Source organism: Flavobacterium defluvii (assembly GCF_900129555.1).
GTDB lineage: Bacteria > Bacteroidota > Bacteroidia > Flavobacteriales > Flavobacteriaceae > Flavobacterium > Flavobacterium defluvii.
This window is the reverse complement of record NZ_FQWC01000007.1, coordinates 227,767-242,012: the sequence shown is the minus strand read 5'-3', so window position 1 is coordinate 242,012 and position 14,246 is coordinate 227,767. Positions and strand designations below refer to the sequence as shown.

General features: G+C 32.9%; 15 protein-coding genes. 9 read left to right on the top strand and 6 right to left on the bottom strand.

The annotated features are described in order from the left end of the window. The first annotated feature begins 110 nt into the window (after positions 1-110). From BUC29_RS16105 to BUC29_RS16065, 9 genes are all read left to right on the top strand, one after another. Positions 111-344, top strand: a complete 234-nt coding sequence (locus tag BUC29_RS16105) for a hypothetical protein (RefSeq protein ID WP_073417194.1) — start codon at positions 111-113, stop codon at positions 342-344. Next, entirely contained in the window at positions 275-622 is a 348-nt protein-coding gene (gene yidD / locus BUC29_RS16100) for a membrane protein insertion efficiency factor YidD (RefSeq protein WP_317043492.1), read from the top strand. The genes BUC29_RS16105 and yidD overlap by 70 nt, the downstream gene beginning before the upstream one ends. A gap of 13 nt (positions 623-635) precedes the next feature. After that, a complete protein-coding gene (locus BUC29_RS16095; RefSeq protein WP_073417192.1) occupies positions 636-1,031 on the top strand; it encodes a tellurite resistance TerB family protein in 396 nt (131 codons plus the stop codon). Between the two features lie 3 nt (positions 1,032-1,034). Continuing rightward, entirely contained in the window at positions 1,035-2,306 is a 1,272-nt protein-coding gene (locus BUC29_RS16090; protein ID WP_073417191.1) for an ABC transporter permease, read from the top strand. A gap of 1 nt (position 2,307) precedes the next feature. After that, complete coding sequence (locus BUC29_RS16085; RefSeq protein WP_073417190.1) at positions 2,308-3,207, top strand: hypothetical protein; 900 nt, start codon at positions 2,308-2,310, stop codon at positions 3,205-3,207. A gap of 167 nt (positions 3,208-3,374) precedes the next feature. Further along, complete coding sequence (locus tag BUC29_RS16080) at positions 3,375-4,442, top strand: type I restriction endonuclease (RefSeq protein ID WP_073417189.1); 1,068 nt, start codon at positions 3,375-3,377, stop codon at positions 4,440-4,442. Between the two features lie 83 nt (positions 4,443-4,525). After that, positions 4,526-4,933, top strand: coding sequence for a hypothetical protein (locus tag BUC29_RS16075; protein ID WP_073417188.1), 408 nt, complete (start codon positions 4,526-4,528; stop codon positions 4,931-4,933). Between the two features lie 8 nt (positions 4,934-4,941). Next, positions 4,942-5,157 carry a hypothetical protein gene (locus BUC29_RS16070; RefSeq protein WP_073417187.1) on the top strand — a complete coding sequence of 72 codons (216 nt, stop codon included), beginning with the start codon at positions 4,942-4,944 and terminating at the stop codon, positions 5,155-5,157. A gap of 209 nt (positions 5,158-5,366) precedes the next feature. Beyond that, on the top strand, positions 5,367-6,719 hold the full coding sequence (locus BUC29_RS16065) for a GH1 family beta-glucosidase (protein ID WP_073417186.1): 1,353 nt from the start codon (positions 5,367-5,369) through the stop codon (positions 6,717-6,719). Between the two features lie 55 nt (positions 6,720-6,774). On the opposite strand, the gene BUC29_RS16060 is transcribed toward BUC29_RS16065, so the two are convergent. The 6 genes from BUC29_RS16060 to BUC29_RS16035 all read right to left on the bottom strand — a co-directional run bounded on the left by BUC29_RS16060 (position 6,775) and on the right by BUC29_RS16035 (position 14,157). After that, on the bottom strand, positions 6,775-7,143 hold the full coding sequence (locus tag BUC29_RS16060) for a hypothetical protein (RefSeq protein WP_073417185.1): 369 nt from the start codon (positions 7,141-7,143) through the stop codon (positions 6,775-6,777). A gap of 129 nt (positions 7,144-7,272) precedes the next feature. Then, positions 7,273-8,712 (bottom strand): TolC family protein, encoded by a 1,440-nt coding sequence (locus BUC29_RS16055; RefSeq protein ID WP_073417184.1) that lies wholly within the window; start codon positions 8,710-8,712, stop codon positions 7,273-7,275. Next, positions 8,705-11,872, bottom strand: coding sequence for an efflux RND transporter permease subunit (locus tag BUC29_RS16050; RefSeq protein WP_073417183.1), 3,168 nt, complete (start codon positions 11,870-11,872; stop codon positions 8,705-8,707). Before BUC29_RS16050 ends, BUC29_RS16055 begins: the two co-directional genes overlap by 8 nt. Positions 11,873-11,929: 57 nt before the next feature. Continuing rightward, positions 11,930-13,012 (bottom strand): efflux RND transporter periplasmic adaptor subunit, encoded by a 1,083-nt coding sequence (locus BUC29_RS16045; RefSeq protein ID WP_073417182.1) that lies wholly within the window; start codon positions 13,010-13,012, stop codon positions 11,930-11,932. A gap of 170 nt (positions 13,013-13,182) precedes the next feature. Beyond that, on the bottom strand, positions 13,183-13,557 hold the full coding sequence (locus tag BUC29_RS16040; RefSeq protein WP_073417181.1) for a hypothetical protein: 375 nt from the start codon (positions 13,555-13,557) through the stop codon (positions 13,183-13,185). 195 nt (positions 13,558-13,752) lie between these two features. Next, positions 13,753-14,157: a GNAT family N-acetyltransferase gene (locus tag BUC29_RS16035; RefSeq protein WP_073417180.1), complete on the bottom strand. Its 405-nt coding sequence runs from the start codon at positions 14,155-14,157 to the stop codon at positions 13,753-13,755. Positions 14,158-14,246: the final 89 nt, after the last annotated feature.

Sequence of the window (14,246 nt, the reverse complement as noted above, 5' to 3'; positions counted from 1 at the left end):
TCTTTTCCTAAAAAAATACGGATTATGGATTTCCGTAAAATACTGGTTTTGATTGGGTTTACTTTTGAAATGTAAATCAATTTAATATTAATCAAAACCTTAGAAAAATTATGGAATACAAAGTAGTACCATTCGTAGCTTCAATTGATCCTAAAAAAGGGACTTCTAATCATGTAGCTGAACAACTTGAGAGTTTAATAAAAAACTATACTAATCAAGGCTGGGAATATGTTCGTTTAGAAAGTGTATCAACATTTGTTCATCCGGATAGTGGATGTTTTGGACTAGGGGCAAAACCTGGTTATACAACAAACAGTCAAATGGTTGTTTTTCAGAAAAAATGAAATATTTAATCTTATTAATTATCCGATTGTATTGGATTTTAATTCCTCAATCTAAAAGAAAAAAATGCATTTTTAAAAAATCCTGTTCACATTATGTTTTTGAGACAACCCAAAAAGAAGGATTTATTAAAGGATTAAAAGCATTTCAATTTCGATATAAAAATTGCAGGGGAAATTTTTCAATTTTTCAAAATCCAATTGATAATAAAATTCAAATGATTCTTCCATCGCAAACAATAATTGATAGAGAAGAAATTGCTGAAAGACTAATTAAATAAATAACCAAAAACCATGATAACACTAGAAGTAAAAAGTCATTTTTTAAGATTATATCAAATGGCATTATCTGATGATCAGTTTGATGTTTTAGAACTTCAAATGCTGTATCATTTTGCAGACGAAAGAGGAATTCCGAAAGAAGAACTTGATAAGCTTTTCTTAAATCCAATTAATACCGAATTTATTGTTCCGGAAACTTTAAACACAAAAATTGAATATCTATACGATCTTACGAGAATTATTTGGGCCGATGGAAAAATTACCGATGACGAATTAAATATGCTGAGAAAGTATTGCAGAAAATTTGATTTTCTGGAAGAAAACATCAACGATTTATCTGATTATCTGATTGATTGTGTTCAAAAAAACATCGGAAAAGAAGAAATTATTAGTCAACTAAACGCATAAGTTATGAAAACACTTACCCAATTATTTAGTTTAAAAAAATCTGAAGGTTCTTCTTTTAAAATTTTCGAAGAAAATGAAGAAGACAGAGAACAAATTAGAATTACGTATTACCAAAGCGGATTTGCTGCTTCTGTAAAAGCTACCGGAAAACCTATTGTTTTAAAAGCCTGCCTCCAGAATTTATATATGAGTTTTGAAGATCAATGCCGAAAACAAAAAATGGAGCAAGACAGATTAAAACAACCGTATCGCGAAGAACAGGAAAAAAACAGAACTGAACTTAAAAAATCTGAAGCAGCAATTGGTATTTATGAAAAAAAAGAACAGGATATCAATGAAAATATCGATCAGATAAAAAACGAAATTATCGAAGTAAAACGCAATCCTGACAAATACGGTATCGAAGATGGTAAAGGTTTAAAAGCCCAATTTTATATTGGTTTATTTTTACTTCTTCCTATTACACTTTATGTTTTAGTTTTTTATGTTTCGGCATCGTATTCTGCTTTTTTCAAGGAATTTGCAAACGATAGTTTAACGGCTGCAATTTTTGATGCCGACGCTTTAACTAATTCTTTTAAAGCCAGCTGGCTCGAAGGTGTTTTGGTTGTAACAATTCCGTTTGTATTTATGGGATTAGGTTATGTAATTCACATGGTACAAAAAGGAAAAGGCATAAAAAATATACTAAGAATGGCCGCTTTATTTATTACCACTTTTTTATTTGATGCCCTCCTGGCTTATCAAATCGAGAAAAAAATATATGAGTTTAATAAAACTACAGATTCTGCACCTTACAATTTGAATATCGCTTTGGGAGAAGCTGAATTTTGGATGATAATTTTTGCCGGATTCGTGGTGTATATTATCTGGGGACTTGTTTTTGATTTTGTAATGAAAGAATTTGAAAACATTGATAAAATCAGAGCTTTTATAAGAGGTAAAAAAGAAAACCTGATCGATTTAGAAAAATTGAAATCAGAATACATTAATAAAATAAATGGTTTTAAAGAGCAGATTGTGACTATAAACGGGAAAATATCAGAGCTGCAAGCCAAAATTGATGGTTTTGTTTTTCCCGTAAAAGAGTATTTACATTATCATCACCAATATAAAGAAGGATGGTTTCAGGCCATAAATACAGAAATAGCTTTACCTCATAAAGAAAAAGTAGAATTACTGGAAAACTGCGAAAATTTATCCGAAGAACATTTAGGAAGATTAAACTTAGTTGATCCTGATTTTCAACAATTGATATATTCTAAAATTAATTAAAATGAAAAATACTTTACTTAAGATTTCACTGTCATTGCTGCTGATTCTATTTTTTTCATGTAAAGAAGATTCTAAAAATGAAGAAAAAGAAACTGATGTTAAAAGCTCTGTTTCAGAAAATTACAATATCAGTATTTTGGTTGATTTATCAGACCGTATAAGTCTCAAAAAAAATCCAAACCCAACAATGGAGTTTTATCAGAGAGATTTAGGATACATTAAATCTGTTTCAGAAGCTTTTACGCAACATTTAAAGTCAAAAAGAATGAGGCAGATTGATGATAAAATGCAGTTATTTTTTAATCCTGAACCAGAAAGCCCTGAAATTAATTCAATCGCAGATCAGTTAAAAATTTCGGTAGACAAAAATAATGCGTCAAAAAAATTGCTTAATTCCATAAATGAAACTTATGCTGCGAAGACATCAAAAATATATCAATCGGCAATTGACGACGATAAATATATTGGATCAGATATTTGGAATTTTTTCGACAGCAAAGCAGAGGATCAATGTGTCGAGAAGGGCTTCAGAAATATCCTCGTTATCTTAACCGACGGATATATGTATTATGACGGAACAAAATTTAAAAATGGTAATTTATCCAGCTATCTAACGCCTCAATTAATTAAACAAAATGGTTTAAATACAAACGACTGGGAAAAGAAATTTACAACCGAAAATTTTGGTTTTGTTAAAACAGGTACTAATTTATCGAATCTTGAAGTGCTGGTTTTAGGCATTAATCCAGACAAAAATAATCCTTATGAAGAAAAAGTAATCAAGGCTTATTGGGCAAAATGGCTTAAGGAAATAAAAATCAGTCATTTTGAAATTAAAAGTGCAGAACTGCCTTCGAACATGGATAAAATTATCAAAGATTTTATTTTAGAAAAAGCATAAAAAGCAAAACCTAATTTTTTTTAAAGAGGAATTTCATTGTCCTCTTTTTTCTGTTTAAATCTATCTCATAAAAAACTTCTTTTAAAATTTTATCGCATTACGGATTTCCATAAAACACTGATTTTTATTGGTTTTACATTTGAATATTAATTTAAAATTATAGACCAATGGAAATGAATATTCAACTAAAATCGTTAGCTGACAAAATAAATCAGCTGAAAAGTAAAATTGAAACCGAAGAATCTACAAAACACGCTTTTGTACTGCCGTTTATCCATGTTTTGGGCTACGATGCTTTTAATCCGTTAGAAGTAGTACCAGAATTTACAGCAGATCTTGGTTTAAAGAAAGGTGAAAAGGTAGATTATGCCATTTTTCAAAACGGTGAACCTATAATTATTGTCGAATGCAAAAGCTGGAAAGAAAAACTTACGGTTCATAATTCACAATTATTCCGTTATTTTCATGTTACAAAAACCCGATTTGCTCTTTTAACAAACGGAATTCATTATCAGTTTTTTACTGATTTGGACGATCAGAATAAAATGGATGAAAAACCTTTTTTAGAGTTTGATATCTGCAACCTAAAAGAAAATACGATAAACGAAATTGCCAAATTTCATAAAGCCAATTTCGACGTTGACAACATTGTAAGCAATGCCAGTTCATTAAAATACATTAAAGAAATTAAAAAACTGATTAGTTCTGAATTAGAAAGTCCGTCAAACGATTTTACAAAACTATTTGCAGGCAAAATATATACGGGAAGATTGACTGAAAAAGTTGTCGACGAATTTAAAGATTTAGTTCAAAAATCGGTTAGTCAATTTATTAATGACAAAATTAATGATCGCCTAAATGCTGCTCTTACAAAAGAAACTATTAAACAGCAGGATGAAGAAACTATAACCGTTGAAGATGATAATAAAATTATTACCACAGAAGAAGAACTTGACGGTTATCGTATCGTTGTTGCTATTTTGCGACGAAAACTTCCAGTTAGCCGAATTGTCTATCGCGATACGCAATCGTATTTTGGAATTCTTTTAGATGATAATAATCGCAAACCTTTGTGCAGGCTTCATCTAAATGGAGGTAAAAAATACCTAAGTCTTTTCAATAATAACAAAACAGAATCTAAAGTTTCTATTGCATCAATAGACGATATTTACCAATATGAAAATGAATTATTAGAAACTGTATCTCTTTATGAAACCGAATTAAATCCCGTATAAATACTCATTTTAAAAACCATAATTCTAATTAGATTTATCACATCCAAAAACAAATTAAGTCTAACCAAATACCACAAACGCCTATGCTGAAAAACTACTTCATCATAGTTTTATTATTTACATTTTATTCCTGCAAAAAAACTTCTGCACCTCCATCTCAAATAAAAACATTTTATAAAGAGGTAATTACGGCCGATGATCGCAAAACAATTACGCCGGAAGAAGCTAAAACGTATCATGTAAATAAAACCTATCATTACGAATACCGAACCGGAACATCAGGAAATTACGAATATAATTACGATGTAAAAGGAATAAATGCCATAGGCGATTCGGTTTTTGGGAACATAAATGTTCAGGGAAAATATGGCGCCGGAATTTTAAACAGTGATACCGTTGCCGAAATCGAAATTAATACCGAATGGATTGCATACGGTAAATTAAAAGCAACAGATAAAAAAGGAAATCAATACGATTTAATTGTCAAATAAAATAACTCATGAAATATACTTTACTTTTACGTTTACTTTTTATTTTTTCAACTTCATTTCGACCACCAGAAACTTACGTTTTTATTTGTGGTTCTGCCGGTGCAAAAAAATACCATTACAAAGAAACCTGCCGCGGCTTAAGTTCATGCAGTCATGAAGTTTTAAAAACAACACAAAAAAAAGCCCAGGGTCTGGGTTTGACTCTTTGCGGATGGGAAGATTAAATCTTTCCATTTTTTTTATTTAATCTTTTGATAATAATCGCTTTACAATAATTTCACATTAGTTTTATTAATTTGATATAAAACTAATCGTTATGAAATTCTTTAACCTAAATTTTCTGGTATCATTCAAAGAATGGCTTTTTTTAAGAGCTATGCAATCTTCTTTCCTACACTAATAAATCGTTTAAAATAAAGGAAAGTACTATTGAATGAATAAAATTGAAAACTCATTTTTGAACAAAACCCAATTTGGTGAAGATTTCTTGTGGGGTGTTTCAACCGCCGCTTTCCAAATTGAAGGTGCACATGATGTCGACGGAAAAGGTTCTTCTATCTGGGATGTTTTTACTTCTCAAAAAGGAAAAATTAAAAACGGTCATAATGCCTTAACCGCCTGTGATTTCTACAACTCGTATCAAACCGATATTGATTTGATTCGGGAATTAAATATTCCTAATTTTCGATTTTCTATCAGCTGGCCCAGAATTATGCCAACAGGAATTCATCCTGTAAATCAGGCCGGAATTGATTATTATAACAAAATTATCGATTCGTTACTGGCTTCGGGAATTGAACCCTGGATTACGCTTTATCATTGGGATTTACCACATGAATTAGAATTAAAAGGCGGCTGGACAAGCAGAGAATCTGTTACATGGTTTTCTGAATATGTCGAAGTTTGTGCGCAATATTTTGGCGATCGTGTTAAAAACTGGATAGTAATCAATGAACCTTCTGTATTTACGGGAGCTGGATATTTTCTGGGTATTCACGCACCGGGAAAAAAAGGAATCACCAATTATTTAAAAGCCATGCATCACGTTACTTTGGCTACAGCTGCAGGTGCAAAAATATTGCGAAACAGAATTCCGCAAGCTAATATCGGAACTACGTTTTCATGTACGCATATCGAACCCGCAACAGATAATCCAAAGGATCTTGAAGCCGCAAAACGTGTTGATACATTACTAAACAGAACTTTTATTGAACCGATTTTAGGATTGGGTTATCCGCAAAAAGATCTTCCGGTTCTTAAAAAGCTTAATAATTATATTTTAAAAGATGATTTAAATAATCTTGCTTTTGATTTTGATTTCATCGGATTACAGTGTTATACACGCGAAGTTGTAAAATCTTCTATTTTAACTCCTTATATTGGCGCAGAATTAATAAGTGCCGAAAAACGAAATGTAATTTCTACCGAAATGGGCTGGGAAGTTTATCCGCCTGCATTGTATCACGTTTTGAAAAAATTCAACGAATATAAAAACATTAAAAAAATTATTATTACCGAAAATGGTGCAGCTTTCGCTGATACAGTTACAAACGGAAAAGTATTTGACATCAAACGAACTCATTTTATTCAGGATAACTTAGAACAAATTTTAAAAGCCAAAAACGAAGGTTTAAATGTCGAAGGTTATTTTGTATGGAGTTTAACAGATAACTTCGAATGGGCTGAAGGTTATAACGCTCGTTTCGGATTAATTCATGTTGATTTTGAAACGCAAAAAAGAACCATCAAAAATTCAGGATTGTGGTTTAAAGATTTTTTATCTTAAATTATCTATTCAAATAAAAAGCCTTTTGGGAGTAAAATCCTAAAAGGCTCTTTTTTTATTTTATTAATCTGTATTTGTACGCTTGTTTTAAAATTCCGACGTGTACTTTTCCATTATTTTTTAAGTGTGCAGTTACCAAAACATATTTTTCTTCGGGATATTTTATTTCATAATTAAATATTGTGTCTTTTACTTTTACCTGAAGCTGGTGTTTTCCCTCATCAGATACTGAAAGCGAAACCGTTTCATAACCAGGCATTCCGTCTGCAGCTTTTAGATTAATTTCCTGAACTTTCTTTTTGTCCAGGAGCACTTCCATCTTTAAATTATCCAACTTCTTGTCAGTTGGCTGTTCAAATGAAACAACAAACTTTTTACATCCAAAAAGACTAAAAATGATTAATAACAGCAGAAACTTTTTCATGGAAATACGCTTTATAATTTTATAAATATAATTATTTTCTATCAATTTAATATGAATCTCAAAAACAAAAAAAGCCTTTCAGAATTTTACTCCCGAAAGGCTTTTTTCTCTACAAATTAATTGGCAATATTATTTCCATCCGCCGCCCAGGTCTCTGTAAACATGAACTGCAGCATTAAGTTGTTCTTTTTTAGTATCGATTAATTCCAGTTTAGCTTCTAATGCATCTCTCTGCGTCATTAAAACCTCAAAATAATCTACTCTTGCTGATTTAAACAAATCATTTGAAACATCAATTGATCTATTTAAAGCGTCAACTTGCTGAGATTTTAAATCATATCCTTTTTGAAGATTTTCGATTTTAGAAAGCTGAGTTGAAACTTCTAAATAAGCATTTAGAATAGTTTTATCATAATTGTACAATGCCTGAAGCTGTCTTGCATTGGCACTAGAAAATTCCGCTTTAATTGCGTTTCTGTTAATTAAAGGCGCAGCCAGATCTCCGGCTAAAGAATAAAGCAGTGATTCAGGAAATGTAAACAAATAAGATGGTTTAAACGCCTGAACTCCAAAAGCTGCCGAAATATCTAGTGAAGGATAAAACTCAGCGCGAGCTACTTTTACATCTAGTTTTGCTGCAACTAATTCTAATTCTGCCTGCTTAACATCTGGACGATTTGTTAACAATTGAGATGGAATTCCAGAATTTACAGCTGCCGGAAGCAAATCTGTAAAATTGGTTTTATCTCTTTTGATATCCTGAGGATAACGTCCTAACAAAAAGTTGATTTTGTTTTCGTTTTCTTTTATTTTCTGAAGAATATCAAACTCTAAACTTTTTGAAGTTAAAACCTCAGCCTGAAATTTCTGAACTCCAAGTTCTGTTGCTCTTGCAGCTTGTTTTTGTACTTTTACAATTTCTAAAGCGTTTGTCTGCAATTCAATAGTTTGTTTTACAATTTCTAACTGACTATCTAAAGCCAATAATTCGTAATAAGAATCGGCGATTTCAGCAATAAGATTTGTAACCACAAAGTTTTTACCTTCAACAGTTGCTAAATAACGGTTTACAGCTGCTTTTTTAGAATTACGAAGTTTTTTCCAGATATCCACTTCCCAATTTGCATAAGCTGCAATGGTATAATCCGGTAACGGATCTGGTGTTTCAACTCCTGGTTTAATTTCTGTAGTAGCATCACCGGCACCCTGGCTTGTATAACGGCCGACTTTTTCGATTCCTGCTCCGGCACGAACTCCAACTGTTGGCAGTAAGGCACCTTTACGAACTCGAATATCATTCTTTGCGATTTCAATTTCCTGCAAAGTCATGTTTAGTTCCTGATTATTTTTCAGTGCAATATCAATTAACTCTACAAGGTTTTGATCTTTAAAGAATTCTTTCCATTTTAGAGAAGAGATATTGGTTGTGTCCTGAGATTTTACGTTTCCAAATGCTTCCGGAACCGGAGCGCTTGTACTTGCTGTTTCAGCTGCAGGAGCTTTACATCCTGCCACGGCAAGACATAAGCCCAATGCAATACTGTATTGATATGTTTTAACTTTATACATGATTGTTATCAATTTCTTCTGTTAGTGGATTTTCTTCTTCATGTTTTACTAATTTGTACTTCTCGGCAACTTTAGCGAATATGAAATACAATCCCGGAATCACAAATACTCCGCAAATAGTTCCTACAAGCATACCTCCCGCAGCTGCAGTACCAATTGTTCTGTTTCCAATTTTACCCGGACCAGTTGCAAAAGCAAGCGGCAATAATCCGGCGATGAAAGCAAATGAAGTCATCAAGATAGGACGGAACCTCGCTTTTGCTCCTTCCATTGCTGCTTGTAAAACTGATAATCCTGCTGCGTGTCTTTGAATAGCAAACTCTACAATCAAAACGGCATTTTTACCTAATAAACCAATAAGCATTACCATTGCAACCTGAGCGTAAATATTATTCTCTAATCCGGTTAATTTTAACAGAAGGAAAGCTCCAAAAATACCCGCTGGCAATGAAAGAATTACTGACAAAGGCAGAATAAAACTTTCGTATTGTGCTGCTAATACTAAGTAAACGAATCCTAAACAGATTAAGAATACCCAAATTGCCTGATTACCCTGAGCAACCTCATCGGCAGAAATACCTGCCCAGTCAATATCATATCCTCTTGGTAATTTTTTTGCTGCAACTTCCTGAATTACTTTAATCGCTGTTCCGGAACTATATCCCGGAGCTGCAGAACCACTAATTTGTGTAGAAGTGTACATATTATGTCTTGTAATTTCAGAAAGTCCATATACTTTTTCTAATCTCATAAAAGCAGAAAAAGGTACCATTTCATCACGATCGTTTTTTACATACAATTTCAGGATATCTTCTGGCAGTGCGCGGTATTCAGGAGAAGCCTGAACAATTACTTTATAGTTGATACCAAATTTAATAAAACTGATTTCGTAGTTACTTCCCACAAGCGTTGACAATGTGTTCATAGCATTTTCGATAGAAACACCTTTTTGCTGTGCCAGATCATTGTCTACTTTCATCATATACTGAGGGAAACTAGAACTGTAAAAACTAAATACGTTCGACAATTCCGGATGTCTGTTTAATTCAGCAACAAAATCGTTATTTACCTGCTCCATTCTTTTATAATCTCCAGAACCCGTTTTATCTAACAAACGAAGCTCAAATCCTCCGGCAGCACCATAACCCGGTACAGCTGGCGGCTGGAAAAACTCGATATTTGCTCCTGCAATATCTTTACATTTTTCCTCCATTTCTTTCATGATTTCAAGAACAGATTCTTTTCTGTCGCTCCAGTCCTTAAGGTTCACTAAACAAGTTCCTGAGTTTGCTCCTGTACCTTCAGATAAGATTTCATAACCTGCTAATGACGAAACTGATTTTACTCCATCGATAGTTTCTGCAATTTTCTGAACTCTCTCTGCTATATTATTAGTTCTTTCTAGTGATGATCCCGGAGGTGTTTGAATAACGGCATAAAACATTCCCTGATCCTCATTTGGAATAAATCCTGAAGGAACATTACTGCTTATTATCCATGTTCCTGCACAGAAACCAAGAAGCGCCACGATAGTAACTACTCTTCTGTCGATAATTTTACCTAACAGATTTTGATATCTGCCCTGAGCAAGATTAAATTTATCATTAAACCAGTCTATAAATCTATTTACTGGTGTTTTCTTTTTAGGTGTACCATGATTATTTTTTAACATCATCGCACAAAGTGCCGGTGTCAAAGTTAAAGCCACAATACCAGAAAGTATAATTGCCGTTGCCATAGTTACAGAGAACTGTCTGTAGAATACCCCAACAGGACCTGACATAAATGCAACCGGAATAAATACTGCCGCCATAAGGAAAGTAATCGCAATAATTGCCCCCGCAATTTCGTGCATTGCTTTTTTAGTTGCCTTAAATGGCGACAGATGCTCCTCTTCCATCTTGGCGTGAACGGCTTCGATAACTACAATTGCGTCATCGACTACGACCCCGATCGCCAAAACCAGAGCGAATAATGTGATTAAGTTTAATGAAATATCAAAAAATGTCATGAACACAAAGGTTCCTACAAGCGAAACGGGTACCGCAATTGCCGGAATAACCGTCGAGCGCCAGTCTCCTAAAAACAGGAATACTACCAAACCTACCAAAACGAAAGCTTCAACCAGGGTATGGATTACTTTTTCGATAGAAGCATCAAGGAATTTAGAAACGTCATAAGAGATTTCATAATCCATTCCTTTTGGAAATTTTTGTTTGATTTTTTCTAATTTCGCTTTTACCTCTTCAATAACCTGATTCGCGTTACTACCAAAAGATTGTTTTAATACAATAGCGGCAGAAGGTCTTCCATTCAAGTTAGAATAGATATCATACATCGAGCTTCCAAATTCAACTTTGGCAACATCTTTTAAACGTAAAAGTTCTCCGTTTGGATTGGCTTTTACTACGATATTTTCATATTGTTCTTTTGTTGTAAAACGTCCTGAATATTTCAATACATACTCAAACGCCTGAGAACGTTTCCCGGAACTTTCCCCTGTTTTACCCGGAGAAGCCTCCAAACTCTGACTTGATAATGCTTCCATTATTTCATCAGCAGAAATTTTATAAGCCAACATACGATCTGGTTTCAGCCAGATACGCATAGCATATTCACGTGTACCTAAGATATCTCCGGAACCAATACCGTTTACCCTTTTTAATTCAGAAAGTACGTTGATATCAGCATAGTTGTACAAGAACTTCATGTCGGTATTTTTATCCGTACTATAAAGGTTCACGTACATAAGCATACTTGGTACTTCACGGGTAATTTTAATACCCTCTCGAATTACTAATGGAGGTAATTTATTGGTAACCGAAGCCACACGGTTTTGAACATTAATTGCTGCCTGATTAGGATCTGTTCCTAAGTTAAATACAACTTTAATTGTTGCTTCACCATCGTTTCCGGCATCAGAAGCCATATATTTCATTCCGGGAACACCATTTAAAGCTCTTTCAAGGGGAATAACAACCGCCTTGATCATCAACTCACCGTTTGATCCCGGATAATCTGCAGTAACATTCACCATTGGTGGTGAAATTGTCGGGAATTGGGTAATTGGTAAATTTAATACCGAAAGTACTCCCAAAAAGACAATGATAAGCGATATTACTATCGACAGTACTGGTCTTTGAATAAATTTATTAAACATTTTTATACTTTTTTATGATTAAAATAAATGCGAATCAATTGGTAATCGAGACAGAAATTATTCTGCTTTAACACGCAAATGATTGATTACCTCTTTTGGCGATTGGAATTCATATTTAATCTTATCATTTTCTTTTACTTTCTGAACCCCTTCAAGTAAAATTTTATCATTTTCAGTAACTCCGCTTTTTATCACATACAAATCTGGAATTTCACCTGTAATTATGATTTCTCTTGAGCTTACTTTATCATTTTTATCTACTATAAAAACATATTTTTTATCCTGAATTTCATAAGTTGCTTTTTGCGGAATTACGATAGCATTTTTAAGCGGAACCATCATTTGGACTTGTCCGGTTTCACCATTTCTAAGTAGTTTTCCTGAATTTGGGAATCTTGCTCTAAAAGCAATGTTTCCTGTTTCATTATTAAATTCACTTTCGATAACTTCTACGTTTCCTTTTTCTTTAAAAGTATCTCCATTTGCCAAAACTAAGCTTACTTTATTGTCAGCTCGGTCTTTTACATCAGTTTGATATTGAAGATATTCCGGCTCAGAAACATTGAAGTATGCAAACATTTGGCTGTTGTCTGAAAGGCTTGTTAATAATTCGCCTTCATCAATAAGACTTCCTAATTTTAAAGGAATTCTGTCGATAGTTCCGTCAAATGGAGCTCTGATTTCTGTGAATGATAAATGTAGTTTTGCCAGTGCTACTTCTGCTTTTGCAGATTGTAGTTTTGCTTGTGCAACACTCAATTCGTTTTTAGAAACAATATTTTTATCTGCCAGTAATTTAGCATTTTGCAATTCAATTTCTGTAGATTTTTGCTCTGCTTGTGCTTTAAGTAATTCTGCCTGATACATGTTTGGCATAATTCTGAACAACAATTGTCCAGCTTTTACAAACTGACCTTCGTCAACATAAATGTTTTGTAAAAACCCTTTTTCCTGAGCACGGATTTCGATATTTCGAACAGATTTAATCTGCGAAACATATTGTTTGGTAAATGAAGTGTCAATTCTAACAGGGTTTGTAACCGTGAATTTTTCTACTTCTTCTTTTTCTTCTTTTTTAGATGTACAACTAGTTAGGCACACTAGGGCAATCAAGCCCGTGAACACGATAATTTTTTTCATGATTTAGTTTGGAAATTAAGCGATTGAATGCTTGGAATAATGATTCTGTTAAGATGATAAATGCATCAGTCAGCCTCAGTCAGAACTTAACTTTCATATAAGTAGAAGTAAAAATATACATCAACGAGATATGGAGATCACAACTTAGGTAACCGATGTATATTGTAAAATCAAATTCTTAATACTCGTAGAGTAATGTAGATAGGATTTGAATGCCCAAATATAGGCGTAGAAATTTTTAAACGATTTGAATCATTCGCAGCAGACTGATCTAAAAGTGTTAGATACATTGTGTCTACTAAACTGTACGAAACAGCAAAAAACTTACCCGTAAGTAAATTAGCATCATCATTTCCCACAAGGTCTTCTTCAAGATCAACATCAGCATCTTCTATAATCGATGAGCCTCTATCCTGACTTGTAAATTTAACTCTGTGTTTTTGTGCAAGACTATGATTATGAGAAAAAGTATTTGCATTAAGATATTGGCCTCCGCCTAACAGAAGCAAATTCATGAATACTAAAAATACTATTAACTTTCTCATTTGGGTGCGAAAGTAATAAAAGAATTAAAACAAAAAAAGAAATTTTAACAACGTTTAACAGTTATATAAAACGAAAACGTTTTCATCGGTTTTCTATATGAAGAACAGATGAAGAAAAGTACTATTTTTTCAAAAAATAAAATTATAAACAACTGTAAAATAAAAACTTACAATAAATTATGAGATTATTATTTTTTAAAGTTTAATTTCCATTATTGTAAATTCCTGACCCGCTTTTATAAAAGTTTCATAAGTATCGTTCATTCCGAATTTCTGATAAAAAGACTTTTTGCTGGTTCTGGCATTACACCAGACTTTTTCTATCTTTTTTTCTTTTGCAAAATTCAGGATATATTCTAAAAGCTTTGATGCAATTCCCTTTCCCTGAAATTTTTCTAAAGTTGCTAATTTTCGAAACTGCATTTCTTTTTCTTCAATAAAACAGGATACGATAGAAACTAATTTATCTTCTTCAAAAACTCCAAAATGAAATCCTGAATTATCTTCTTCTAACTGTACAAATTCAAAGGGCTTATCTGGCCACATGACTTCATGTCTTATCTGCCAGGTTTCTGAAGCCTGAATTTTTCTGATTTCCATTTTTATTATCGATTATAAGTAAAACAAATTTAAGGCAATAGAATTGAGATTCAGATAAAAAAAAAGGAATCTAAAATTAGATTCCTTTC